This is a genomic window from Tsukamurella strandjordii (assembly GCF_039525985.1).
GTDB classification, from domain to species: domain Bacteria; phylum Actinomycetota; class Actinomycetes; order Mycobacteriales; family Mycobacteriaceae; genus Tsukamurella; species Tsukamurella strandjordii.
Map to the genome: position 1 here is coordinate 609,233 of NZ_BAAAII010000006.1, position 22,416 is coordinate 631,648.

The 22,416-nt window shown below is 69.9% G+C and carries 22 protein-coding genes; 14 read left to right on the forward strand and 8 right to left on the reverse strand.

Annotated features, from left to right (window positions below; translation table 11 throughout):
- Window positions 1–42 precede the first annotated feature (42 nt).
- Window positions 43–1,734 carry a DEAD/DEAH box helicase gene (locus ABD108_RS14080; RefSeq protein ID WP_220659117.1) on the forward strand — a complete coding sequence of 564 codons (1,692 nt, stop codon included), beginning with the start codon at window positions 43–45 and terminating at the stop codon, window positions 1,732–1,734.
- A gap of 76 nt (window positions 1,735–1,810) precedes the next feature.
- Here ABD108_RS14080 and ABD108_RS14085 read toward each other — a convergent pair whose 3' ends face one another.
- Complete coding sequence (locus tag ABD108_RS14085; protein WP_220659116.1) at window positions 1,811–2,020, reverse strand: DUF7455 domain-containing protein; 210 nt, start codon at window positions 2,018–2,020, stop codon at window positions 1,811–1,813.
- Window positions 2,021–2,172: 152 nt separating this feature from the next.
- Between ABD108_RS14085 and ABD108_RS14090 the strand changes: the two genes are divergently transcribed.
- A complete protein-coding gene (locus ABD108_RS14090; RefSeq protein ID WP_343930590.1) occupies window positions 2,173–3,057 on the forward strand; it encodes an EamA family transporter in 885 nt (294 codons plus the stop codon).
- Here the strand turns inward: ABD108_RS14090 and ABD108_RS14095 are convergent.
- Window positions 3,010–3,795 carry a rhomboid-like protein gene (locus ABD108_RS14095; protein ID WP_343930591.1) on the reverse strand — a complete coding sequence of 262 codons (786 nt, stop codon included), beginning with the start codon at window positions 3,793–3,795 and terminating at the stop codon, window positions 3,010–3,012. The genes ABD108_RS14090 and ABD108_RS14095 overlap by 48 nt on opposite strands.
- Window positions 3,796–3,838: 43 nt before the next feature.
- Here ABD108_RS14095 and ABD108_RS14100 point away from each other — a divergent pair, with 43 nt between their 5' ends.
- Window positions 3,839–6,037, forward strand: coding sequence for a M13 family metallopeptidase (locus ABD108_RS14100; protein ID WP_343930592.1), 2,199 nt, complete (start codon window positions 3,839–3,841; stop codon window positions 6,035–6,037).
- Here the strand turns inward: ABD108_RS14100 and eutC are convergent, their stop codons facing one another.
- The 6 genes from eutC to ABD108_RS14130 form a co-directional block, all read right to left on the reverse strand.
- The gene (gene eutC, locus ABD108_RS14105) at window positions 6,038–6,823 is read right to left on the reverse strand and encodes an ethanolamine ammonia-lyase subunit EutC (protein WP_343930593.1); all 786 of its coding nucleotides are present in this window, start codon (window positions 6,821–6,823) and stop codon (window positions 6,038–6,040) included.
- On the reverse strand, window positions 6,820–8,235 hold the full coding sequence (locus ABD108_RS14110; protein WP_343930594.1) for an ethanolamine ammonia-lyase subunit EutB: 1,416 nt from the start codon (window positions 8,233–8,235) through the stop codon (window positions 6,820–6,822). The genes eutC and ABD108_RS14110 overlap by 4 nt, the downstream gene beginning before the upstream one ends.
- Window positions 8,236–8,399: 164 nt before the next feature.
- Window positions 8,400–9,839, reverse strand: a complete 1,440-nt coding sequence (gene eat, locus ABD108_RS14115; RefSeq protein WP_344186198.1) for an ethanolamine permease — start codon at window positions 9,837–9,839, stop codon at window positions 8,400–8,402.
- Window positions 9,840–9,987: 148 nt separating this feature from the next.
- On the reverse strand, window positions 9,988–10,158 hold the full coding sequence (locus tag ABD108_RS14120) for a hypothetical protein (RefSeq protein ID WP_343930595.1): 171 nt from the start codon (window positions 10,156–10,158) through the stop codon (window positions 9,988–9,990).
- A gap of 79 nt (window positions 10,159–10,237) precedes the next feature.
- On the reverse strand, window positions 10,238–11,395 hold the full coding sequence (locus ABD108_RS14125) for an acyl-CoA dehydrogenase family protein (protein ID WP_343930596.1): 1,158 nt from the start codon (window positions 11,393–11,395) through the stop codon (window positions 10,238–10,240).
- A gap of 39 nt (window positions 11,396–11,434) precedes the next feature.
- A complete protein-coding gene (locus ABD108_RS14130; RefSeq protein WP_220659109.1) occupies window positions 11,435–12,049 on the reverse strand; it encodes a TetR/AcrR family transcriptional regulator in 615 nt (204 codons plus the stop codon).
- A gap of 173 nt (window positions 12,050–12,222) precedes the next feature.
- On the opposite strand from ABD108_RS14130, the gene ABD108_RS14135 reads away from it, so the two are divergent.
- The 11 genes from ABD108_RS14135 to ABD108_RS14185 are packed head-to-tail and all read left to right on the forward strand — an operon-like array spanning window position 12,223 to window position 22,398.
- On the forward strand, window positions 12,223–13,440 hold the full coding sequence (locus tag ABD108_RS14135) for an acetyl-CoA C-acetyltransferase (RefSeq protein WP_343930597.1): 1,218 nt from the start codon (window positions 12,223–12,225) through the stop codon (window positions 13,438–13,440).
- Window positions 13,440–14,195, forward strand: coding sequence for an SDR family oxidoreductase (locus ABD108_RS14140; RefSeq protein WP_343930598.1), 756 nt, complete (start codon window positions 13,440–13,442; stop codon window positions 14,193–14,195). Before ABD108_RS14135 ends, ABD108_RS14140 begins: the two co-directional genes overlap by 1 nt.
- A 4-nt stretch (window positions 14,196–14,199) precedes the next feature.
- Entirely contained in the window at window positions 14,200–15,003 is an 804-nt protein-coding gene (locus ABD108_RS14145) for an SDR family NAD(P)-dependent oxidoreductase (RefSeq protein WP_343930599.1), read from the forward strand.
- A complete protein-coding gene (locus ABD108_RS14150) occupies window positions 15,003–15,992 on the forward strand; it encodes an NADPH:quinone oxidoreductase family protein (RefSeq protein ID WP_220659105.1) in 990 nt (329 codons plus the stop codon). Before ABD108_RS14145 ends, ABD108_RS14150 begins: the two co-directional genes overlap by 1 nt.
- Window positions 15,989–16,663 (forward strand): HAD family hydrolase, encoded by a 675-nt coding sequence (locus tag ABD108_RS14155; protein WP_220659104.1) that lies wholly within the window; start codon window positions 15,989–15,991, stop codon window positions 16,661–16,663. Before ABD108_RS14150 ends, ABD108_RS14155 begins: the two co-directional genes overlap by 4 nt.
- Window positions 16,660–17,415 (forward strand): 3-oxoacyl-ACP reductase FabG, encoded by a 756-nt coding sequence (fabG, locus tag ABD108_RS14160; RefSeq protein WP_220659103.1) that lies wholly within the window; start codon window positions 16,660–16,662, stop codon window positions 17,413–17,415. The genes ABD108_RS14155 and fabG overlap by 4 nt, the downstream gene beginning before the upstream one ends.
- 23 nt (window positions 17,416–17,438) lie before the next feature.
- Window positions 17,439–17,891, forward strand: coding sequence for a MaoC family dehydratase (locus ABD108_RS14165; RefSeq protein ID WP_220659102.1), 453 nt, complete (start codon window positions 17,439–17,441; stop codon window positions 17,889–17,891).
- Window positions 17,891–18,907: a phosphotransferase family protein gene (locus tag ABD108_RS14170; RefSeq protein WP_343930600.1), complete on the forward strand. Its 1,017-nt coding sequence runs from the start codon at window positions 17,891–17,893 to the stop codon at window positions 18,905–18,907. Before ABD108_RS14165 ends, ABD108_RS14170 begins: the two co-directional genes overlap by 1 nt.
- Window position 18,908: 1 nt before the next feature.
- Window positions 18,909–20,132: an acyl-CoA dehydrogenase family protein gene (locus tag ABD108_RS14175; protein ID WP_343930601.1), complete on the forward strand. Its 1,224-nt coding sequence runs from the start codon at window positions 18,909–18,911 to the stop codon at window positions 20,130–20,132.
- Window positions 20,129–21,316, forward strand: a complete 1,188-nt coding sequence (locus ABD108_RS14180) for an acyl-CoA dehydrogenase family protein (RefSeq protein WP_220659099.1) — start codon at window positions 20,129–20,131, stop codon at window positions 21,314–21,316. Before ABD108_RS14175 ends, ABD108_RS14180 begins: the two co-directional genes overlap by 4 nt.
- Window positions 21,313–22,398 (forward strand): acyl-CoA dehydrogenase family protein, encoded by a 1,086-nt coding sequence (locus ABD108_RS14185; protein ID WP_343930602.1) that lies wholly within the window; start codon window positions 21,313–21,315, stop codon window positions 22,396–22,398. Before ABD108_RS14180 ends, ABD108_RS14185 begins: the two co-directional genes overlap by 4 nt.
- Window positions 22,399–22,416 lie beyond the last annotated feature (18 nt).

Sequence of the window (22,416 nt, forward strand, 5' to 3'; positions counted from 1 at the left end):
ATGCTGCGCCCTCGGGGGCGTCGTTGAGGGGTGCGTTTTTCCATGGCGGGTTCACTTCGTGTCTGGCAGCGCCGTGCGCTCACGAAGTATCTGACCGCGAAGCCGCAGGACTTCCTGGCCGTGGCCACCCCCGGTGCCGGTAAGACGACGTTCGCCCTGCGTGTGGCGGCGGAACTGCTCGCCGACCGCACCGTTGAGCGGGTCACCGTGGTGGCCCCCACCGAGCACCTGAAGTACCAGTGGGCAGAGGCGGCCTCGCGCAACGGCATCAACCTCGACCCGAACTTCACCAACTCCGGCGGCAGCACCTCGTCGGACTTCGACGGTGTCGTGATCACCTACGCACAGGTGGGCATGCACCCGTTCAAGCATCACGCGCGCACCAGCGCCTACAAGACCCTCGTGATCCTGGATGAGATTCATCACGCCGGCGACGCGAAGAGCTGGGGCGAGGGTGTGCGGGAGGCCTTCGAGCCCGCGACCCGGCGGCTGGCGCTCACCGGTACCCCGTTCCGCAGCGACGACAACCCGATCCCGTTCGTGACCTACGAGCCGGAGTTCGGCGGCGGCCAGCGGTCCAAGGCCGATCACGTGTACGGCTACTCCGACGCCCTCGCCGACGGCGTGGTGCGGCCCGTGGTCTTCCTGGCCTACTCCGGGCAGGCGAGCTGGCGCACCAGCGCGGGTGAGGAGTTCACTGCGCGGCTCGGCGAGCCGCTGAGCAAGGAGCAGACGGCGCGCGCCTGGCGCACCGCTCTGGACCCGCACGGCGACTGGATCCCCGCGGTGCTGCAGGCGGCGAACACCCGGCTCGATCAGCTGCGCACCACCATGCCCGACGCCGGCGGTCTGGTGATCGCCACCGATCAGAGCACCGCGCGTGACTACGCCGAACTGCTGCAGGACATCACGGGCGAGCAGGTCACCCTGGTGCTGTCCGACGATCCGACCGCATCGAAGCGGATCAGTGCCTTCTCGGCGAGCCGCGACAAGTGGATGGTGGCCGTGCGGATGGTGTCCGAGGGTGTGGACGTTCCGCGGCTGGCAGTGGGTGTGTACGCCACCAGTGCCTCGACGCCGCTGTTCTTCGCGCAGGCCATCGGCCGCTTCGTGCGGTCGCGGACGAAGGGCGAGACCGCCAGCGTCTTCCTGCCCTCGGTGCCGGTGCTGCTGGACCTCGCCTCGAAGCTGGAGGAGCAGCGCGATCACGTGCTCGGCAAGCCGCACCGCGACTCCGACGGGCTCGACGACGCACTGCTGATCGACGCGAACAAGCAGAAGGACGAGCCGGGCGAGGAGGAGAAGGCCTTCGTCTCCCTGCACGCCGACGCCGAGCTCGACCAGCTCATCTACGACGGTTCCTCGTACGGCACCGCCACCTTCTCGGGCAGTGATGAGGAGGCCGACTACCTGGGGCTGCCCGGACTGCTCGACGCGGACCAGATGCGGGCGCTGCTCAAGCAGCGGCAGAAGGAGCAGGTGGACACGCGGTCCGTGGAGGCCGAGCGTCCTGCGCCCCCGGTCGAGGTGGCCGAGCGGGCCACCGCCGGCGAGCAGCTCTCGGCGTTGCGCCGCGAGCTGAACTCGTTGGTCGCCATGCACCACCACCGCACCGGTAAACCGCACGGCGTGGTCCACAACGAACTGCGCAGCCGGCTCGGTGGCCCGGTCACGGCGATGGCCTCCGCGGAGCAGCTCCGCGAGCGGATCGCCGCCCTGCGCACCTGGCGCTAGCGACCGGCCCGGCGCCGAAGACGGCAGTGCCCGGCGACCGAAGTCGCCGGGCACCAAGCCTTTTCACGCCGTCGCGTCAGACGCCGACGGGTTCTCCGCCGGTGACTGCGGCACCCTGGGATTCGAGCTTGTCGCGGTGCTCAGCGAAGTGATGCCCGCAGAACAGCAGCTCGAACCCCGACGGGAGTACGGCGCGCACCTGTGCGGCCGCGGCGCACCGATCGCACCGGTCGGACGCGGTGAGCGGAGCCTCGGTGGCAACCGTGGCGGTGTCGATGTTCGTCATGACTCCTCCGTTCTACGAACCGATCACTATCCCCTGCGGAGGCGGAGCGAACTCCCTCTCCGTGGCTTTTCTACATCTAGATATACGTCTGACGATACCGAATTGTTCCCGCCGAGCGGGGGAGGCGGGGCTCACACTCGTAAGGTGGCGGCGTGCCCCGTCAGCTGATCCCCGCGATGTTCATCGTCGGCGCGGTCAGTCAGTACGTGGGCGCGTCGCTGGGTGTCGGATTGTTCGAACAGCTCTCCCCGGCCGCGGTCGCCTGGCTGCGCGGCGCCGGCGCCGGATTGATCCTGGTCGCGGTGCTCCGGCCGCGTCGCGCCGACTGGTCGCGCACGAGACTGCGTGCCGCGGCCGGCTTCGGCACGGTGACGGTGCTGATGAACATCGCCTTCTACGAGTCGATCGCGCACATCGATCTGGGGACGGCCGTGGCCATCGAGTTCCTGGGCCCGATCGCCGTCGCGGTCGCCGGATCGCGGCGCGCCGTGGACCTGCTGGCCGCGGCCGCCGCCCTGATCGGGGTGGTGTGCGTGGCCGGGGTGAACATCGGCGGCGTCTCCGGGGTCGATGGTGCCGTGGGTGTCGCGTGCGCGCTGGTCGCCGCCGCGCTGTGGGCCGGGTACATCGTTCTCGGTAAGCGGGTCGCCGATGCCGGGGGCGGCATCGAGGGGCTGGGCGTGGGCCTGGCGGCGGGCGCGGTGGTGCTCGCCGTCCCCGCACTGGGCTTCGATGTGGCCACCCGCCCCGAGTCCTTCCTGGGTTGGGAGGTCTGGGTCTTGGGCCTGGGGCTCGGCCTGCTCAGCTCCGTGATCCCCTACGCGCTCGATCAGGTGGTGCTGCGCCGCATCGGGCGTGCCCGCTTCGCCCTCCTCCTGGCCCTGCTGCCGGTGACGGCGACGGCGGTCGGAGCGGTCATGCTGGGCCAGCGCCCCGGCTGGCTGGAGGCGGTCGGTATCGCACTGGTCGTGGCCGCCATCGTGGTCACATCACGGGACGTCGCCGAGGCCGCCCCGGCCGGGGGCGCAGGTGGCTGACGGCGCCCGGTACCGCCAGGTGGCCGCACGGCGCCGGACGGCGGGTATCCGGGTGACGGGCCAGAGCAGATAGCCCAGGACCACCGCACGCAGGTGTCCGAGCGTGGCGTACAGCCCGAAGAAGGGCAGCGAGAGCTGCACCGCGATCGGCAACGCGACCATGGCCACCAGGCGCCATCGCACGCGCGCGATCCGGTACACCAGGAGCCCGGCGACGCACAGGCTGCCGTAGCTCACCCCGACGTCGACCATGCCGCTCACGTCCACGTCGTCGGTGAGCAGCCCGTGCGCCACCAGCCTGCCCGCGGAGAAGACGGCCACCAGCGAGGCCACGGCGCTGCCGGTGAAGTACACCGCGACCAGTCCGGCGTGGCCCAGCCACCGCTCCGCGGGGCCGAGCACCAGGATCGTCATCACCGTGGCGAAGACGATGTCGACCGGTTCGATCCACAGCGCCGAGGTGACCAGCGATTGCACCGGGTGGTGCGCGAACTGGGTGAGATTGGTGCTGTGCGCCAGCAACACCTCGGTCTGCACCGATTCCGGCAGCCCGATCAGCATGATCGAATTCACACACACGATCAGCCAGATGAAGGTCGCGGCGGGACTGGCGCGCACCCACGCGACGGCGGCCCACCCCAGTGCCTGCAACCGAGCGGCGCCGGGCCCGCCGCGTCGCACCTGCCACGCGCAGGCGCCGAGCACGGCGAGGACCGCGACGGTGACCGCGAGATCCATGTCGTTCAGTGTGACACCGCCGCTGTTCCGGTTAGATTCAGGTATGCACCGTGACGATCCGCAAGGCCACGTCCATCCGCCCCGCCCCGATCGAGACCCGTTCGGACAGCCCACCTCCGGATTCAATCGCCGACGTTTCCTCGCGGGGTTCGGAGTCCTGGCGGGCGCCGGTGTGCTCGCCGCGTGCGGTGTGCAGACGCCCGGCGGCGGACCGTCGACCTCCGCGCGGCCGAACCGGCCCCTCGCCGGCCCCGACCTGTCCGGGGTCGCGCCCGGCGTGCGCGTGCAGGACGATCTGTACCGGCACGTCAACGGAGCCTGGTACGACGGTTTCCAGATACCGGGCGACAAGGCCCAGTACTCGACCTTCGACGATCTCTCCGATCGGGCGCAGGAGCAGCTCAAGGCCATCATCGAGGGCATCAAGGATCCGCGGCCGCGGGGCGACGAGGCGAAGATCCGGGACGTCTACGAGGCGTACATGGACACCGCCCGGATCGACCGCGACGGTGCCGATCCGATCAAGCCGGACCTCGACGCCGTCGACAAGGCGGCCGATAAGGCGGCTCTCCTCGATGTGATCGGCGCGCACCAGAAGCAGGGCGTCTCGGGTCTGGTGGGCTACTACGTGGACACCGACCAGAAGGACTCGTCCAAGTACGCACTGAGCCTGGTGCAGTCCGGCATCGGGCTTCCCGACCAGGCCTACTACTCCGATCCGAAGTATGCGGAAGCCCGCGACAAGTACCGCGCCTACCTGGAGAAGATCGCCTCACTGGCAGGGCTCTCCGACGCCCCGGGCGTGGCCGCCCGCGTGCTGGCCTTCGAGACCGCGGTGGCCAAGGGACATTGGGACAAGGTGCGGTCCCGCGATGCGACCGCCACGTACAACCCGCAGCCCTGGTCGCAGCTGGCCACACTGGCGCCCGGATACGACTGGGACCGGTGGCAGAAGGCCGTGGGGATCAAGGCCGACGATGCGAAGAACGTGATCGTGGCCCAGCCCAGCTTCCTCACCGCGGTCGCGAAGCTGTGGGCGGACACCGATCTCGGGACGCTGAAGGATCATGCGCGCATCCAGGTGATCCGCGGGTACGCCGCGGTGCTCTCGGCGCCCTTCGCCGAGGCCAACTTCGACTTCTACTCGAAGACCCTCCGAGGTGTGGAACAGCAGCCGGAGCGATGGAAGCGCGGCGTGAGCGCCGTCGAGTCCGCGGTCGGCGAGGCGCTCGGAAAGCTCTATGTGGCCAAGCACTTCCCGGCCGATTCCAAGCAGCAGGCCGAACAGCTGGTCAACAACCTCAAGGGTGCCTACCGGGCCAGCTTCGCCGATCTCGACTGGATGACGCCCGCCACGCGCCGCGCCGCCGCGGCCAAGCTCGACAAGATCCGCACCAAGATCGGCTACCCCGACACGTGGCGCGACTACTCCGGGCTGAAGACGGACCCGAAGTCGGTGGTGGCCAACGCCCGTGCCTCCGCCGAGTTCGACAACGCCTACCAGCTGGCCAAGCTCCCCAAGCCGGTGAACCGCGACGAGTGGTTGATGACGCCCCAGACGGTGAACGCCTACTACAACCCGGGGATGAACGAGATCGTCTTCCCGGCGGCCATCCTGCAGTCGCCGTTCTTCTCGCCGGATGCCCAGGCCGCCGTCAACTACGGCGGGATCGGGGCGGTGATCGGGCACGAGATCGGCCACGCCTTCGACGATCAGGGCGCGAAGTACGACGGTGACGGCAACCTCAAGGACTGGTGGGAGCCCGCCGACCGGGCGGAGTTCGACAAGCGGACCAAGGCGCTGATCGCGCAGTACGATGCGCTCGTCCCCGCGGGACTGGCGCCCGAGAACAAGGTCAACGGCGGATTCACGGTGGGGGAGAACCTCGCGGACCTCGGCGGCCTGTCGATCGCGGTCGCCGCCTACCGGATCGCGGTGGCCAACCGTGACCCCGGTACCGAAGCGGCATCCGGGAGCTCGTCCTCGGCCGCCGCACCGTCGAGTACGGCACCCGCTGCCGGTCCGGACCTGACGCCGCTGTTCCTGAGCTGGGGCCGGATCTGGCGCGCGAAGACCAGGCCCTCGGCCGCGGTCCAGGCCCTGGCGACGGATCCGCACGCGCCCAACGAGTTCCGTGCCAATCAGGTGGTCAAGAACATCGGTGCCTTCGCCGATACCTTCGGTGTGGGACCGGCCGACAAGGAGTGGCTGGATCCGAAGGACCGGGTCCGCATCTGGTGATCAGCCCAGGGCCGGCGAACCTGGCCCGGACAGTTCGGCCCGCGAGGTGTCCTTGAGATCGACGCCCGACCTGCCGAGGCGTCGGGCGCCCACCACCAGGGCGGCGGCGATCCGCGCGGCGTCGGTGTAGCCGAGCCCCTCCGGGGGATGGATGTTCGAGATGCAGTTGCGATGCGCGTCCGTGACGCCCTGCCCGAAGTCCTCGGGATCGGCGCGGTGGGTGAGGTAGATCCCCAGGCTGTCCGCCACGGAGAGCCCGGGTCGCTCGCCGATCAGCACCAGCAGGGTGCGCACGCCGAGGGCGCGGGCCACGTGGTCGCCGAGCGCCACCCGCGCCTGCGTCGCGATCACGGGGGTCGCGACGGCGATGTCGTCGGGGAGTGCGGTCAGGATCGCCTGCGCCAGTGGCACACCGTGATCGGTGAGGGCACGCGGCGACAGACCGTCGGCGAGCACGATCGCCAGGTCGGCATCCGCGCGGGCGAGGTGCGCGACATCGGCGGGCGCGCGGCCGAGATCGGGGCGGCGCAGGTACTCGCCCCGATCCGCGGCGCGACTCACCACCGCGTGCGGTTCGCCCAGGCCCAGCGTGCGCACCCGCTCGGTGAAGGCCGCCACGTCGAGCGGCTGATGCACCGCATCGCGGGCGGTCGCGTGCGCCGCCGCGAACTCCAGCACCCGACGCGTGGGCAGGGCATCGCCGGTGCGTCCCAGGCCGATCCGGGACTGCGTGGTGGTGCGCAGGGCGTCCCAGAAGTCGCCGTCGCGGCGCTCCGGTGTGCTCATCGTCGTGTCCCCGCTGTGAGCTCGCGCAGGGGTGAGGTCTCGACCGCGATGTCGCGCAGGCCGCCGAGCTCGTCGGTCATGCCCTGGCTCGCCAGCCACGCGTCGAACTCCGGTGCGGGGCGCAGCCCCAGGGCCCGGCGCACGTAGAGCGCGTCGTGGAAGGCCAGCGACTGGTAGCCCAGCATCACATCGTCCGCACCCGGCACCGTGATCACGAACGAGACCCCCGCCACGGCCAAGAGCGTGAGCAGGTCATCCATATCGTCCTGGTCGGCCTCGGCGTGATTGGTGTAGCAGACGTCCACGCCCATCGGCAGGCCCAGCAGCTTGCCGCAGAAGTGATCCTCCAGCCCGGCCCGGGTGATCTGCTTGCCGTCGTAGAGGTACTCGGGGCCGATGAACCCGACCACCGTGTTCACCAGCAACGGATCCACGTGCCGGGCGACGGCGTAGGCACGTGTCTCCAGGGTCTGCTGGTCCACCGGCGCACCGCCGGTGCCCAGGTGCGTCCCGGACGACAGGGCGGAGCCCTGGCCGGTCTCGAGGTACATCACGTTCTCGCCGACGGTGCCCCGCTGCAGTTCCCGGGCGGCGGTGTTGGCCTCCTCCAGCAGTGAGATCGACACGCCGAAGGCGGAATTGGCAGCCTCCGTGCCTGCGATGGACTGGAAGACCAGGTCCACCGGTGCACCCTTCTCGATCAGGCCCAGTGTGGTGGTCACGTGGCTGAGTACGCAGGACTGGGTGGGGATCTCGAACCGGGTGCGCACCTCGTCCAGCAGGTGCAGCAGGTCCGAGGTCGCGTGCGGGGAGTCCGTCGCGGGATTGATCCCGATCACGGCGTCGCCGCAGCCCAGGAGCAGCCCGTCGAGGGTGGCGGCGGCGATGCCCTGCGGATCGTCCGTGGGGTGGTTGGGTTGCAGCCGGGTCGCGACGGTGCCGGGCAGTCCGATGGTGGTGCGGAAGGCCGCCGTCACCCGGACCGCACGCGCCACGGCGATGAGGTCCTGGTTGCGCATCAGCTTGCTCACGGCGGCGACCATCTCCGGAGTGAGTGCCGGAGACAGGGCGGCGAGGCGGTCCCCGGCGTCGGGGGCGACGGCGATGCGCAGCAGCAGATCCCGCAGATCGCCCACGGTGAGGTGGGCGATCGGGGCGAACGCAGCGCGGTCGTGCGTATCGATGATGAGCCGGGTCACCTCGTCGGACTCGTAGGGCACGACGAGCTCTTCCAGGAGGGCCGTGAGCGGGACGTCGGCGAGTGCCCACTTCGCGGCGGCCCGCTCGGCGTCCGAGTGTGCGGCGCACCCGGCGAGCTCGTCGCCCGAGCGCAGCGGGGTGGCCTTGGCCAGCAGGTCTGCCATCGAGGTGAAGGTGTACGTCACCCCGCGGACGGATTGCGTGCGGATCATGGTGCTCCGTTCGGCGATGATCGGGTGCGGCGTCGGCTTCCATTCAACGCGCCGCACGGCGGTGTGCGGTGGAGTTCGCCCGCGTGCTCAGAAGACCGTGTCGGGGATCTCGCCCAGCGGCGCGCCGTCGGCTGGTCTCCGGTCGATTTTCGTGGGGCCGTGGGCTACTTGAGGTCGCGTTCCGCGTCGGCGAGTGCCGCGAACTCCTCGTCGGGCGAGTTGGCCACCAGGTGGTGCCGGCTGTAGACGCCGAAGTACACCAGGAAGGCGGCGAAGGCGGCCAGGGTGAGACCCGCGGCGAAGGGGTCCACCAGGAAGGTCGCGACCACGGCGATGCAGGCCACGATCAGCGCGAACGAGGTGGTGACGACGCCGCCGGGGGTGCGGTAGGGCCGCGGCATATCGGGCTCGCGGCGCCGCAGCACGATGTGGCTCACCATCATCAGCACGTAGCTCACCGCGGCCCCGAAGACGGCCATGTTCAGCAGGGTCGCGCCCTCGCCGATCAGCGACAGGACGAAACCGATCACGCCCGGCACGATGAGCGCGAGCACCGGAGCCTTGCGGGCGTTGGTGATCGACAGGTTCTTGGGCAGGTAACCGGCGCGCGAGAGGGCGAAGGTCTGCCGCGAGTACGCGTACATGATGGAGAAGAAGCTGGCCACCAGGCCGGCCAGGCCGATGTAGTTGACCACCTTGGCGGCGCCGCTGTCGCCGAGCGCCTCGACGAGCGGATTGCCACTGTCCGACAGTGCGTTCGCGCCCAGTGCCCCGGTGGCCAGGAGGAAGACGGTGGCACCGGTGACGATCAGGATGAGCATCGCGACGATGATCCCGCGGGGCACGTTCTTCTCGGGCTCGCGGGCCTCCTCGGCCGCCAGGGGAACGCCCTCGATGGCGAGGAAGAACCAGATCGCGAAGGGGAGTGCGGCCCAGATTCCGAGGTAGCCGTGGGGGAGCCAGCTCGATGCTCCTGCGGCGTCGGTAGCGGCGATGTCGGTGAGCTTGGAGGCGTCGAACCGGCCGATCGCGGCGACCGCGAAGACCACGAGTCCCACCAGCGCGATGGCGGTGATCACGAACATCGCCTTGAGGGCCTCGCCGGCGCCGGTGAGGTGGATGCCGATGAAGAGCGCGTAGACGAACAAATACACCCACCAGCCGTCGGTGATGCCGAACAGGTTCAGCGATTGCACGTAGCCGCCGATGAAGGTGGCGATCGCCGCCGGGGCGATGGTGTACTCGATGAGAATGGCGGTGCCGGTGGCGAATCCGCCCCACGGCCCGAGCGCCCGCCGGGCGAAGGTGTAGCCGCCGCCCGCGGCGGGCAGGGCGGAGGACATCTCGGCCATGCCCAGCACCATCGCCAGGTACATGCCCGCGATCACCACGGAGGCGATGGCCAGGCCGCCGAATCCTCCCTGCGCGAGGCCGTTGTTCCAGCCGGCGTAGTCGCCCGAGATCACGTAGCTCACGCCCAGCCCGGCGAGCAGTACCCAGCCCGCCGATCCGGAGCGGAGCGTGCGTTTGGCGAGGTACGCGTCGGATTCGAAGGATTCATCCACCCCGTCGTGGTGGACGGTGCGCTGCGGTTCTGCGGTCACGTGCTGCCTCTCTTTCCTGAGCAGCCCATCGAACCGCCTCGGTGTTGCCGCATCGTTGCCGCGGAGTTTCCGAGATGGTCGTGGGTTGTGACGCAGGACACTACGAGGGTGGGAGTTGCACGGGGGTTGCAGCGCTCCGTCGGGCGGCTCAGTGCACGTCGACGATCGACCTCTTGTCGTAGAAGTGCAGGACGTAGCGGCATTGCAGGCAGATCATGAGGATCATCTTGTGATTGGTGTAGCCCCATTTGGAGTCCTGGCGCGAGACCTCGCGCTGGAACTCCTCACACTCGCACAATGGGCATCGCAAAGTAGGCATGTGGCGAGGTTAATCCGCGGTCGACGACATCGCCCGGCATCCGGGGAGGTGGATGCCGGGCGGATTCGACGAGGAGCGGCTACAGGCCCATGTCCTTGGCGATGATCGACTTCATCACCTCGGACGTACCGCCGTAGATGCGGTTGACCCGGTTGTCGGCGTACAGCCGGGCGATCGGGTACTCGTTGATGTAGCCGTAGCCGCCGTGCAGCTGCAGGCAGCGGTCGATCACATCGGACGCGGCCTCGGTGCAGAACAGCTTGAGCGAGGCGGCGTCCGCGGCGGTGAGCTCGTGCGCGTCGTGGAGCTCGAGTCCGCGGTCGACGCAGGACTCCATCGCGTCGACCTTCGCCTTGCACGCGGCCAGTTCGAACTTGCTGTTCTGGAACGATGCCACCGTCTTGCCGAAGATGGTGCGGTCCTCGGTGTAGGCCTGGGCGAATCGCACGGCGGCCGCGGCCTGGGAGTACGCGCCGACGGCGATGGACAGGCGCTCCTGCGGCAGGTTCTGGCCGAGGTAGGAGAAGCCCTTGTTCTCCTCGCCGAGGAGGTCCTCGACGGGCACCTGGACATCGGTGAAGGACAGCTCGGCGGTGTCCGAGGTCCGCAGGCCGATCTTGTCGAGCTTGCGGCCCACGGCGTAGCCGGGGAGCGTGGTGTCCACCACGAACAGCGAGATGCCGTAGCGGCGATCGTCGTCCTTCGGCGGCGCCGTGCGGGCGCACACGATCACCCGGTCGGCGTTGACGCCGCCGGTGATGAAGGTCTTCGCACCGTTGAGCACGTAGTGCGTGCCGTCGGCCGAGAGCTTGGCGGTGGTCTTCATGCCGGCCAGGTCCGATCCCGTGCCGGGTTCGGTCATGGCGATGGCGAACATGGTTTCGCCCGAGGCCATGCCGGGCAGCCAGCGCTGCTTCTGCTCGTCGGTGGCCAGCCCTGTGAGGTAGGGGAGGCACAGCGCGATGTGCACGCTGGAGCCGCCGAAGGAGACGCCGGCGCGGCCGAGCTCCTCGCTGATCACGGCCTGGTACTTGAACGACTCGATGCCGGCGCCGCCGTACTCCTCGGGCACCTCGATGCCGAAGACGCCGAGCTCGCCGAGCTTGAAGTAGAACTCCTTGGGCACGATGCCGTTGGCGTACCACTCGTCGTAGTGGGGTACGACCTCGGACTCGATGAAGGCGCGCAGCGTCTCGCGGAAGGCCTCGTGATCGGCGGTGTAGACGGTACGACGCATGGTGAATCTCCTTGTTCGATAACTGAAATCGGTTGCGATTTACGTGCTTGACGGTGATCGCGTCGCGCCCACGGTACGGAGCGCGAGATCGGCGTAGTACGCGCCGATCTGTTCGGGGGTGATATCGCCGCCGTCGTGATACCACCGGGCCACGTCGATGCCGCTGGACAGCACGGCGGTGGTGGCCAATCGGGGTTCGTCGGTGTCGAAGGAGCCGTCCTGCACGCCGGCGTCCACGATGGCGCGCAGCCGGCGGGTGATCTCCCGGCGTTGTTCGCCGACCTCGGCGCGGTGGTCCTCGGTGAGCGCCTCGAGCTCGTAGTTCACCACCCGCGCGCTGGTGTGTTGCGCGGCGTGGTGGCTGGCGAAGGCGTACAGCACCGCGTGCAGGCGGTCGGCCGGTGCGGCGGAACGGTCGTCGACCGAATCGATCAGGTCGATGATCAGCTGGTGCCCGTGGTAGGAGAGCTGGTACAGCAGTTGCTCTTTCGACTTGTAGTGCACGTACACCGCGGCGGGGCTCATGCCCGCGGCGGCGGCGATGTCGCGCGTGGTGGTGCCGTGGAATCCGCGTTCGGCGAAGGCCTCGGCTGCGGCGGAGAGCAGCCGGGCGCGCGTCGCATCGGCGCGGGACGGTGCGTCGGCGTCGGTCATGGGTGCGGTCCTTTTCGGCTTCGTCCACCGTACGTACCGGTGGCTGCATAGGGTGAGCTATGCCACATTCGCCGGTCGATTGACGATCGGCTCTCAGTGGTGCACAGTGGAGACTACCTCGTTCGCTAAGCGAGCGCTTAGTCAGCATCGTAGTCATTACCCAGGAGGATGCAATGCCCGAAGCCGTCATCGTCGCCACCGCGCGGTCTCCGATCGGCCGTGCCGGGAAGGGGTCGCTCAAAGACGTCCGCCCGGATGATCTCTCGGTGCAGATGGTGCGCGCGGCGCTGGCCAAGGTGCCCGAGCTCGACCCGCGCGAGATCGAGGACGTGCTCTTCGGCTGCGGCCAGCCCGCCGGTGAGTCGGGCTTTAACATCGCTCGCGCCGTCGCGGTCGAGGCGGGACTCGACCACGCGCCCGGCGTCACGGTGAACCGCTACTGCAGCTCCAGCCTCCAGACCACCCGCATGGCCTTCCACGCCATCAAGGCCGGGGAGGGCGAGGTCTTCCTCTCCGGTGGCGTCGAAACCGTGAGCCGCTACGTCAAGGGCAACGCCGACGGCCTTCCGGACACCAAGAATCCGATCTTCGCCGACGCCGAGGCGCGCACCGCGAAGTTCGCCGAGGGCGGCCAGACCTGGGCCGACCCGCGGGACTCGGGCCTGGTGCCTGACCTGTACATCGCGATGGGCCAGACCGCCGAGAACGTGGCGCAGTTCAAGAACGTCAGCCGCCACGATCAGGACGAGTGGGGTGTCCGCAGCCAGAACCGCGCGGAGATCGCCCTCGCCGCGGGCTTCTGGGACAAGGACATCACTCCGGTCACGCTCGCCGACGGCACCGTCGTCAGCAAGGACGATGGTCCGCGTGCCGGCGTCACCTACGAGGCCGTCAGCCAGCTCAAGCCGGTCTTCCGGCCCGACGGAACCGTGACCGCCGGCAACTGCTGCCCGCTCAACGACGGTGCCGCGGCCGTGGTGATCATGTCCGACACCAAGGCGAAGGCCCTCGGCCTCACCCCGCTCGCCCGGATCGTGTCCACCGGTGTCACGGGCCTCTCGCCCGAGATCATGGGACTCGGCCCGGTCGAGGCCTCCAAGCAGGCGCTCGCCCGCGCCGGCATGTCCATCGGCGACATCGACCTCATGGAGGTCAACGAGGCCTTCGCGGCCCAGGTGATCCCCTCGGTGCGCGATCTCGGGATCGACGCCGACAAGGTCAACGTCAACGGCGGCGCGATCGCCATCGGCCACCCGTTCGGAATGACCGGCGCGCGCATCACCAGCACGCTGATCAACTCGCTCGCCTGGCACGACAAGCAGTTCGGCCTCGAGACGATGTGTGTCGGCGGCGGCCAGGGCATGGCCATGATCATCGAGCGGCTCAGCTGATGGCGGGGCGTTTCGACGGCAGGACGGCCATCGTCACCGGCGCCAGCCGGGGCATCGGACTCGCCATCGCGCAGCGGCTCGTGGCCGATGGCGCGAAGGTCGTGATCACCGCCCGCAAGCAGGAGGCGCTCGACGCCGCGGTCACCGAACTCGGTGGTCCGGATGTCGCGATCGCCGTCGCCGGCTCGGGCGACGATCTCGCGCACCAGGACGAGGTGATCGCGACGGCGATCGAGACCTTCGGCAGCGCCGACTTCTTCGTCAACAACACCGGCATCAACCCGGTGTACGGCCCGCTGATGGATCTCGATGTGGCGGCGGCCCGCAAGATCATGGAGGTCAACGTGATGTCCACGTTGTCCTGGGTGCAGAAGGTCAACGCGGCGTGGCAGCGGGAGCACGGTGGCGCGATCGTCAACGTGGCCTCCGTGGCGGGTCTGCGGCCCGCGCCGGGCATCGCGTTCTACGGCGTCTCCAAGGCGGCGGTCATCCACCTCACCGAGGAGCTGGCGGTCGAGCTGGGCCCGGACATCCGGGTCAACGCCGTCGCCCCCGCAGTGGTGAAGACCCGCTTCGCGACCGCACTGTACGAGGGGCGTGAGGAGGAGGTCGCATCGGCCTATCCGCTCAAGCGGTTGGGGGTGCCCGAGGACATCGGGTCGGTCGTGGCCTTCCTGCTGTCCGACGACGCCGCGTGGATGACGGGCCAGACCCTCACCATCGACGGCGGCGTCCTGCTCACCGGAGGAGTCTGATCCCATGACCGGCTTCGACCCCCGCAACGCCGGGGTGGTGGTGACCGGTTCGGGCGCGGGTATCGGCGCGGCACTCGCGAGCGCGCTCGCCGCGGCCGGCGCCCGCGTGGTGGTGGCCGACCTGGACGCCGACGGTGTGACCCGCACCGTCGACGCGATCACCGCGGCCGGCGGCACCGCCTACCCGGTGCCCGGCGATGCCGCCTCCGAGGCCGGCGTCGCGGCGCTGGTCGCGACGGCGCGCGAGCGGCTCGGCGCGATCGACGCCTGGTTCGCCAACGCCGGCGTCGATCGCGGCAGGGGAATCGAAGCGTCCGAGTCGGATTGGGACCTGTCCTGGCAGGTGAACGTCATGGCGCACGTGCGCGCGGCGCGCCTGCTGGTCCCCGACTGGGCGGCGGCGGGCCGGGGCCGATTCGTGGTCACCGCATCGGCCGCCGGTCTGCTCACGATGCTCGACGCTCCCGCCTACTCCGTCACCAAACACGGGGCCGTGGCCTTCGCCGAATGGCTCTCGGCCACGTATCGGCACCGGGGCGTGGTGGTCCAGGCCATCTGCCCGCAGGGCGTGCAGACCCGGATGCTCGACGATTCCGGCCCGCTCAAGGACCTGCTCTCCCGCGACACCGCGCTCACCGCGGAGCAGGTCGCCGAGCAGACGGTGGCGGCCCTCGCGGGCGACGAACTGCTGATCCTGCCGCACCCCGAGGTGCGCGACTACTACCAGGCCCGCGCGGCCGCCCCCGATCGGTGGCTCGCCGGGATGAACAAGATCCAGCGGCGGCTGGAACAGAAGGAGGGCCGGTGATGAGGGCCTGGCAGGTACCGGAACTGGGCGAACCCGCGGCGGTACTGCGTGCGGTGGATCTCGAGGTCCCCACCCCGGGGCCCGGACAGGTCACCGTGCGCACGCTGGCCACGGCGGCGAACTTCCCGGACGTGCTCATGTGTCGCGGGCTTTATCAGATCAAACCCGATCTGCCCTTCACCCCGGGCGTGGAACTGTGCGGCGAGATCGTCACCGTCGGTGAGGGAGTCGACGGCTTCGCCGTGGGCGACCGGGTGCTGGGCGGCGTCGCGCTGCCGCACGGGGGCTTCGCCGAGTACGCCGTGATGAACGCCGCCGAGACCTTCCCGGCACCGTCCTCGCTCGATGACGCCCAGGCCTCCTCCCTGTTCATCGGCTACCAGACCGGGTGGTTCGGCCTGCACCGCCGGGCTCAGCTGAAGGCGGGGGAGACCCTGCTCGTGCACGCCGCCGCGGGCGGGGTGGGCAGCGCCGCGATCCAGCTCGGCAAAGCCGCCGGCGCCACGGTGATCGGCGTGGTCGGCGGACCCGCGAAGGCCGAGGTGGCCCGCGCGCTCGGCGCCGATGTGGTGATCGATCGGCACACCGAGGATTTCGTCGAGGTGGTCAAGGCGCAGACCGGCGGTCGCGGCGCCGATGTCGTGTACGACCCGGTGGGCGGTGAGACCTACAAGCGGTCCACCAAGTGCATCGCCTTCGAAGGGCGCATCCTGGTGGTCGGCTTCGCCGGCGGCACCATCCAGGAGGTGGCGCTCAACCACGCGCTCATCAAGAACTACTCCATCGTGGGACTGCACTGGGGCCTGTACAACCGGTTCGACCCCGCCGCCGTGCGCGCCTGCCACGCCGACCTGACGGCGCTCGCCGATGCCGGCAAGGTGGCCCCGCTGGTCAGTGAGCGACTGTCCTTCGACGAGGTGCCGGACGGCCTGCAGCGCCTCGCCGACGGCAGCACCGTGGGCCGCGTCGTCTACCAGGCCGACCGGTGAGCCGCGCGGTGGACGCGGTGCTCTTCGACTACGGCGGGGTGCTCACCACGCCGATGGGTGAGAGCATCCGCGCCTGGATCGCCGACGAGGACATCGATCCCGCCGTGTTCACCGCCACCCTCAAGGCCTGGCTCGGCCGCGATGCCGCCGAGGGGAGCCCGATCCACCGGCTGGAGACCGGGGACCTGCCCGAGGAGGAATTCGATGCGCTGTTCGCCGCGGCGCTGCGCACCCGCGACGGAGGGCCCGTCAACCCCGACGGCGTGCTCCGCCGCATGTTCGCCCGCGTCGCCGCCGATCCCGCGATGTGGCGTCTGGCCGAGGATCTTCGTGCGGCGGGAGTCGCGGTGGGTGTGGTCTCCAACAGCTGGGGCAGCGGGAACCTGTACGACCGCGACCGGCTCGCGGAGCTGTTCGGCGCGGTGATCATCTCGGAGGAGGTGGGCCTGCGGAAGCCGGACCCCGCCATCTTCGAACTCGCGCTCGGCCGGCTCGGCGTGCCGCCCGGCCGCGCAGCCTTCCTCGACGACGCCGTCCCCAACGTCGACGGCGCGGCCGCCCTCGGGCTGCACGCCGTGCACCACACCGACGCCCGCACCACCCGCGAGGCCCTGGCCGCCCTGATCCCGGGCCTCGCAACCGAACCCACATCCGAGAAGGAGAACGCATGACCACCCAACGTGTTGCCATCGTGACCGGTGCCGCCCGCGGCATCGGCGCCGAGGTCGCCCGCCGGCTCGCCTCCGACGGTCACAAGGTGGCCGTCCTCGACCTCGACGAAGCGGCCTGCGCGACGGTCGCCGCGGAGATCACCGCCGCCGGTGGACAGGCGCTCGGCGTCGGCGTCGATGTGGCCGACGAGGAGAAGGTCGCCGCCGCGGTGACCCGCGTGGCCGAGGAACTCGGCGCCCCGACGATCCTGGTGAACAACGCCGGCATCCTGCGCGACAACCTGCTGTTCAAGATGTCCGTCTCGGACTGGGACCAGGTGATGGCGGTGCACCTGCGCGGCGCCTTCCTCATGTCGCGCGAGGTGCAGAAGTACCAGACCAAGGAGGGCTGGGGCCGCATCATCAACCTCTCGTCCACCTCCGCGCTCGGCAACCGCGGCCAGGCCAACTACTCCGCCGCCAAGGCGGGCATGCAGGGCTTCACCAAGACCCTCGCCTTCGAACTGGGCAAGTTCGGCGTCACCGCGAACGCGATCGCCCCCGGCTTCATCGCCACGGACATGACGGCCGCCACCGCGGAGCGGATCGGCGTCGCCTTCGAGGACTTCAAGACCGCCGCGGCCAAGGAGATCCCCGTGCAGCGGGTCGGTGAGCCCGCCGACATCGCGCACACCGCCAGCTTCTTCGCCAGCGAGGGAGCCGGATTCGTCTCCGGTCAGGTGATCTACGTGGCCGGCGGGCCCAAGGACTAGGCGCGGGACTGAGGAGCGAAGACATGGAGATCCTGAACGGACCGGACGAACTGCAGGCCGCTGTCGGACGCCACCTCGGCTACTCCGACTGGGTCACCGTCGACCAACAGCGGATCGACTTGTTCGCCGAGGCGACCGGCGATCACCAGTGGATCCACGTCGACCCCGAACGCGCGGCCGCCGGCCCGTTCGGATCGACCATCGCGCACGGCTACCTCACCCTCTCGCTCATCCCGATGCTGGTGTGGCAGGTGTACGAGGTGCGCGGCGCGAAGATGGGCGTGAACTACGGCAGCAACAAGGTGCGCTTCCCGCAGCCGGTGCCCGTCGGATCGCGATTGCGCGCCGGAGTCGAACTGGTCTCCGTTGCCGAGGGCGGCGGTGGCTACCAGGTGGTCACCCGCGTCACCGTGGAACGCGAGGGCGGCGATAAGCCCGCCTGCGTGGCCGAGACCGTATCGGTGGTGGTCTTCTGATGGCGGAGCAGCACCCCGGACTCGATCTCGACGTCCTCGGCACCTGGCTGCCGCAGCACGTCGACGGCGCCGGGTCGGATCTCACCGCGGAACTCATCGCGGGCGGCAAATCCAATCTCACGTACCGCATCTCGGACGGGACATCGAACTGGATCCTGCGCCGCCCGCCGGTGGGCAAGCTCCTCGCCACCGCGCACGACATGGGCCGCGAATACACGATGATGTCCGCCCTCGCGGGCACCGGCGTGCCGCTCCCGGTGATGTACGCCTTCTGCGACGACCCCGATGTGCTCGGCGCGCCGTTCTACATCATGAGCGAGATCGACGGCGTGCCCTACCGCCGCGCGTCCGAGCTCGAGGAGCTGGGACCCGAGCGCACCCGGGCGATCTCGGAGCGCCTGATCGACACCCTCGTGGTGCTGCACAGCGTCGACCCCGCGACCGTGGGCCTGTCCGACTACGGGCGGCCCGAGGGCTTCCTGGGCCGGCAGGTGGAGCGCTGGAACAAGCAGTTCGCCGCCGCCCACACCCGGGACCTGCCGAAGGTGGACCAGCTCTACCGCGCCCTCAAGGCGCGGGTACCGGCCGATGCGAAACCCGGCATCGTGCACGGCGATTACCGTCTCGACAACGTCCTGGTCGACCCGCAGGACCACCCCGCCGCCGTCGTCGACTGGGAGCTCGCCACCATCGGCGACTCACTGACCGACCTCGCGCTCATGGTGGTCTACGGACGCCTGGCGAAGGTCTCCCGCGAGACCGTCGCCGATGTCACGGAAGCCCCCGGCTTCCTCACCGAACAGGAGATCATCGACCGGTACGCGGCCCGGAGCGACCGCGATCTGGGCGATTTCGGTTTCTACCTCGCACTCGCCGCCTTCAAACTGGCCGGCATCGTCGAGGGCATCCACTACCGCTACGTGAACGGGCAGACCGTGGGCGCGGGCTTCGCCGAGGCCGGCGACGCCGTGAACCCGCTGCTCGACGCGGGCCTGCAAGCACTCGAGGAGAACTGACATGGAATTCGGCTACGACGCCAAGACACAGGAGCTGATCGCCGAGGTCACCTCCTTCATGGAGAGCCACGTGTACCCGGCGGAGGAGACCTTCCACCGCCAGCTCGGTGAGCTCGACAACCGGTGGGCCTGGGACAGCGTCCCGATTCTGCAGGAACTGCGCGCCCAGGCCCGCAGCCGCGGGTTCTGGAACTTCTTCCTGCCCGGCGAGGGCGGCGCCGGCCTGACCAATCTCCAGTACGCGCCGATCGCCGAGATCTCCGGGCGTGCACTGCATCTGGCGCCCGCCGTCTTCAACTGCGCCGCGCCCGATACCGGCAACATGGAGGTCCTCAACGAGTTCGGCACCGCGGCGCAGAAGCAGCAGTGGCTCACCCCGCTGCTCGACGGGTCCATCCGTTCCGCTTTCGCGATGACCGAACCCGATGTGGCCAGCTCGGACGCCACCAACATCGGCTTGTCGATCGTGCGCGACGGCGACGAGTACGTGATCAACGGCCGTAAGTGGTGGATCACGGGCGCCATGAACCCGAACTGCAAGATCTTCATCGTGATGGGCAAGACCGCCCCCGATGCCGAGCGGCACCGGCAGCAGTCGCAGATCCTGGTGCCGCGCGACACCCCGGGCCTCGAAGTGCTCCGCGGCATGCAGGTATTCGGCTACGAGGACAACAACCACGGTGGCCACGCCGAGATGCGCTTCACCGACGTGCGAGTGCCGGTGAGCAACCTGATCGGCGAGGAGGGCGGCGGTTTCGCCGTTGCGCAGGCCCGTCTCGGGCCCGGCCGCATCCATCACTGCATGCGCTCGATCGGTGTGGCGGAGCGCGCCGTGGAGCTCATGTGCGATCGCGTCTCCAGCCGCACCGCCTTCGGCAAGCCGCTCTCCGAGCAGGGTGTGATCCGCGACTGGATCGCCGAATCGCGGGTGCGGATCGAGCAGCTGCGACTGCTGGTTCTCAAAACCGCGTGGCTCATGGACACCGTGGGTAACCGCGGCGCGCACACCGAGATCCAGGCGATCAAGATCGCGACTCCGCAGACCGTGCAGTGGATCCTGGACAAGGCCATTCAGGCGCACGGCGCCGGCGGGCTCTCGCAGGACTTCACCCTGGCCGAGTACTACGCCGGCATCCGCACCCTCCGGTTCGCCGACGGGCCCGACGAGGTGCACAAGAACTCGCTCGCGCGCGCCGAGCTGAAGAAGCGGGCGGCGGCGAAGTGACCGCGCCGGGCGCGGAGGACCTGGCACAGCGGATCGAGGACTTCCTCGCGGCGCACCCGCCGGCCACGACGGACCCGCTGGAATTCCTCCGCGCCCGGTACGACGCCGGACTGGCGTGGGTGGCCTACCCGGAGGGACGCGGCGGTCTGGGCCTGTCCCGCTCCCTGCAGCGGGCCGTGGACGCGCAGTTCGCCGCGGCTGGGGCACCCGACAACCGCAGCCACGTGAACGGCATCGGGCTCGGTATGGCGGCGCCCACGATCCTGTCCTTCGGGACGGCGCAGCAGATCGACCGCTTCCTGCGCCCGTTGTGGACCGGCGAGGAGATCTGGTGCCAGCTGTTCAGCGAGCCGGGCGCCGGCTCCGACCTCGCGGGCCTCGCCACCCGCGCGGTGCGCGACGGTGACGACTGGGTGGTCACGGGCCAGAAGGTGTGGACCTCGGGCGCGCACAACGCGCAGTGGGCGATCCTGGTGGCCCGCACCGATCCGGATCAGCCGAAGCACAAGGGGCTCACCTACTTCCTGTGCGACATGTCCGATCCGGGGATCGATGTGCGCCCGCTTCGGCAGATCACCGGCGAGGCCGAGTTCAACGAGGTCTTCCTCACCGGCGTGCGAATCCCCGACGCGCACCGCCTGGGGGAGGTGGGCCAGGGCTGGCAGGTGGCGAACGCCACGCTCAACAACGAGCGGGTCGCGATCGGCGGCCGGGCCGCGCAGCGCGAGGAGGGCATGATCGGTGTGGTCGCGACCACCTGGCGCGAGCGCTCCGATCTGCGCACACCGGACCTGCACGACGACCTGCTGCGCCTGTGGGTCGACAGCGAGGTCGCCCGCGTCACGGCGCTGCGGCTCGGCCAGAAGCTCGCCTCGGGCCAGCCGGGCCCCGAGGGCGCGGCGATGAAGCTCTCGTTCGCGCGGCTCAACCAGAAGCTCTCCGGGCTCGAATTGGAGTTGCTCGGCGAAGACGGCCTGCGCTACGGCGATTGGACGATGGTGCGGCCCGACCGAGTGGACTTCTACGGCCGCGACGCCGGGTACCGCTACCTGCGGGCCAAGGGCAACTCGATCGAGGGCGGTACCTCCGAGATCCTCAAGAACATCGTGGCGGAGCGGGTCCTGGGCCTGCCACCGGAGCACCGCGTCGATAAGGACCTGCCGTGGAAGGACGTGCCCAAATGAGCTTCACCCCCGATCTTCTGCTGACCGATGTCGAGGAGGACCTGCGCTCGGCGGTCCGCGATCTGCTCGAGCGGCGCAGCGCACCGTCGCACCTGATCGCCGCCTACGACGGTGCCCCCGTGCCCGGGATCGACGCCGAGCTCGCCGCGATGGGGGTGGCCGGGCTGCTCGTCCCGGAGCGGCTCGGCGGGGCCGACGCCGGAGTCGCCGTCGCGGGCGTGGTGGCCGACGAGCTGGGGGCTGCGGCGGCATCGTCGTCGTTCCTCACCTCCGCGGGGATCGCGACCACCGTGGCGCTCGCCGCGGGCGCGGACGACCTGGTTGAGCGGCTCGCCTCCGGTGCGGCCACCGCGGCTCTGGTCGTGCCCTTCTCCGTCGACCCGCACGGACCGCTCACGGGTGGTCCGGTGGCCGGCGGGGCGCTCACGGGCACCGTCCGCTCGGTGGCGGGCGCGATCGGGGCCGACGTGCTGCTGGCCCTGGGCGACGACGGTGCGCTGTACGCCCTCGATGCCGCGCGGGCTCGCGTGGATCCGGTGTCCTCGCTGGACATGACCCGTCAGGTCGCGGACGTGACCTTCGACGGTGCCGCCGGCACGGTCCTCGCCGCCGATGGCACCGCCGCCGTGCGGGCGGGCCTGCTGACCGGCGCGGCGCTGCTCGCCGCCGAACAGGCGGGCGCGGCGCGGTGGTGCGTGGCGACCACGGTCGGGTATCTCAAGGAGCGCAAGCAGTTCGGACGTGTCGTGGGCGGCTTCCAGGCGATCAAGCACCGGCTCGCCGAGCTGTACGCCGATGCGGAATCCGCAGCAGCGGTGGCGCGGTCGGCCACCGTCACACTCGGCGAACTGGGCTCCGCGGACCCCGAGAGCGCGATCGCGATCGCCGTCGCCGCCGCCTACTGTTCGGACCTCGCCGTCCGTGCCGCCGAGGAGGCGGTGCAGCTGCACGGCGGCATCGGGATGACCTGGGAGCACCCCGCACACCTGTACCTCAAGCGCGCCAAGGCCGATCAGATCGGTCTCGGCACTCCCGGGCGGCATCGCGCCGCCCTCGCCACCCTGGTCGACCTACCGGCCTGACCACGTCACCCCGTCAGG

What these genes read in the sequence shown, in the direction of transcription:
- ABD108_RS14080 (WP_220659117.1), top strand. Translation starts at nt 43, where the DNA reads ATGGCGGGTTCACTTCGTGTCTGGCAGCGCCGTGCGCTCACGAAGTAT.
- ABD108_RS14085 (WP_220659116.1), bottom strand. Translation starts at nt 2,020, where the DNA reads ATGACGAACATCGACACCGCCACGGTTGCCACCGAGGCTCCGCTCACC.
- ABD108_RS14095 (WP_343930591.1), bottom strand. Translation starts at nt 3,795, where the DNA reads ATGGATCTCGCGGTCACCGTCGCGGTCCTCGCCGTGCTCGGCGCCTGC.
- ABD108_RS14100 (WP_343930592.1), top strand. Translation starts at nt 3,839, where the DNA reads ATGCACCGTGACGATCCGCAAGGCCACGTCCATCCGCCCCGCCCCGAT.
- eutC (WP_343930593.1), bottom strand. Translation starts at nt 6,823, where the DNA reads ATGAGCACACCGGAGCGCCGCGACGGCGACTTCTGGGACGCCCTGCGC.
- ABD108_RS14110 (WP_343930594.1), bottom strand. Translation starts at nt 8,235, where the DNA reads ATGATCCGCACGCAATCCGTCCGCGGGGTGACGTACACCTTCACCTCG.
- ABD108_RS14120 (WP_343930595.1), bottom strand. Translation starts at nt 10,158, where the DNA reads ATGCCTACTTTGCGATGCCCATTGTGCGAGTGTGAGGAGTTCCAGCGC.
- ABD108_RS14125 (WP_343930596.1), bottom strand. Translation starts at nt 11,395, where the DNA reads ATGCGTCGTACCGTCTACACCGCCGATCACGAGGCCTTCCGCGAGACG.
- ABD108_RS14130 (WP_220659109.1), bottom strand. Translation starts at nt 12,049, where the DNA reads ATGACCGACGCCGACGCACCGTCCCGCGCCGATGCGACGCGCGCCCGG.
- ABD108_RS14135 (WP_343930597.1), top strand. Translation starts at nt 12,223, where the DNA reads ATGCCCGAAGCCGTCATCGTCGCCACCGCGCGGTCTCCGATCGGCCGT.
- ABD108_RS14140 (WP_343930598.1), top strand. Translation starts at nt 13,440, where the DNA reads ATGGCGGGGCGTTTCGACGGCAGGACGGCCATCGTCACCGGCGCCAGC.
- ABD108_RS14145 (WP_343930599.1), top strand. Translation starts at nt 14,200, where the DNA reads ATGACCGGCTTCGACCCCCGCAACGCCGGGGTGGTGGTGACCGGTTCG.
- ABD108_RS14150 (WP_220659105.1), top strand. Translation starts at nt 15,003, where the DNA reads ATGAGGGCCTGGCAGGTACCGGAACTGGGCGAACCCGCGGCGGTACTG.
- fabG (WP_220659103.1), top strand. Translation starts at nt 16,660, where the DNA reads ATGACCACCCAACGTGTTGCCATCGTGACCGGTGCCGCCCGCGGCATC.
- ABD108_RS14165 (WP_220659102.1), top strand. Translation starts at nt 17,439, where the DNA reads ATGGAGATCCTGAACGGACCGGACGAACTGCAGGCCGCTGTCGGACGC.
- ABD108_RS14170 (WP_343930600.1), top strand. Translation starts at nt 17,891, where the DNA reads ATGGCGGAGCAGCACCCCGGACTCGATCTCGACGTCCTCGGCACCTGG.
- ABD108_RS14175 (WP_343930601.1), top strand. Translation starts at nt 18,909, where the DNA reads ATGGAATTCGGCTACGACGCCAAGACACAGGAGCTGATCGCCGAGGTC.
- ABD108_RS14185 (WP_343930602.1), top strand. Translation starts at nt 21,313, where the DNA reads ATGAGCTTCACCCCCGATCTTCTGCTGACCGATGTCGAGGAGGACCTG.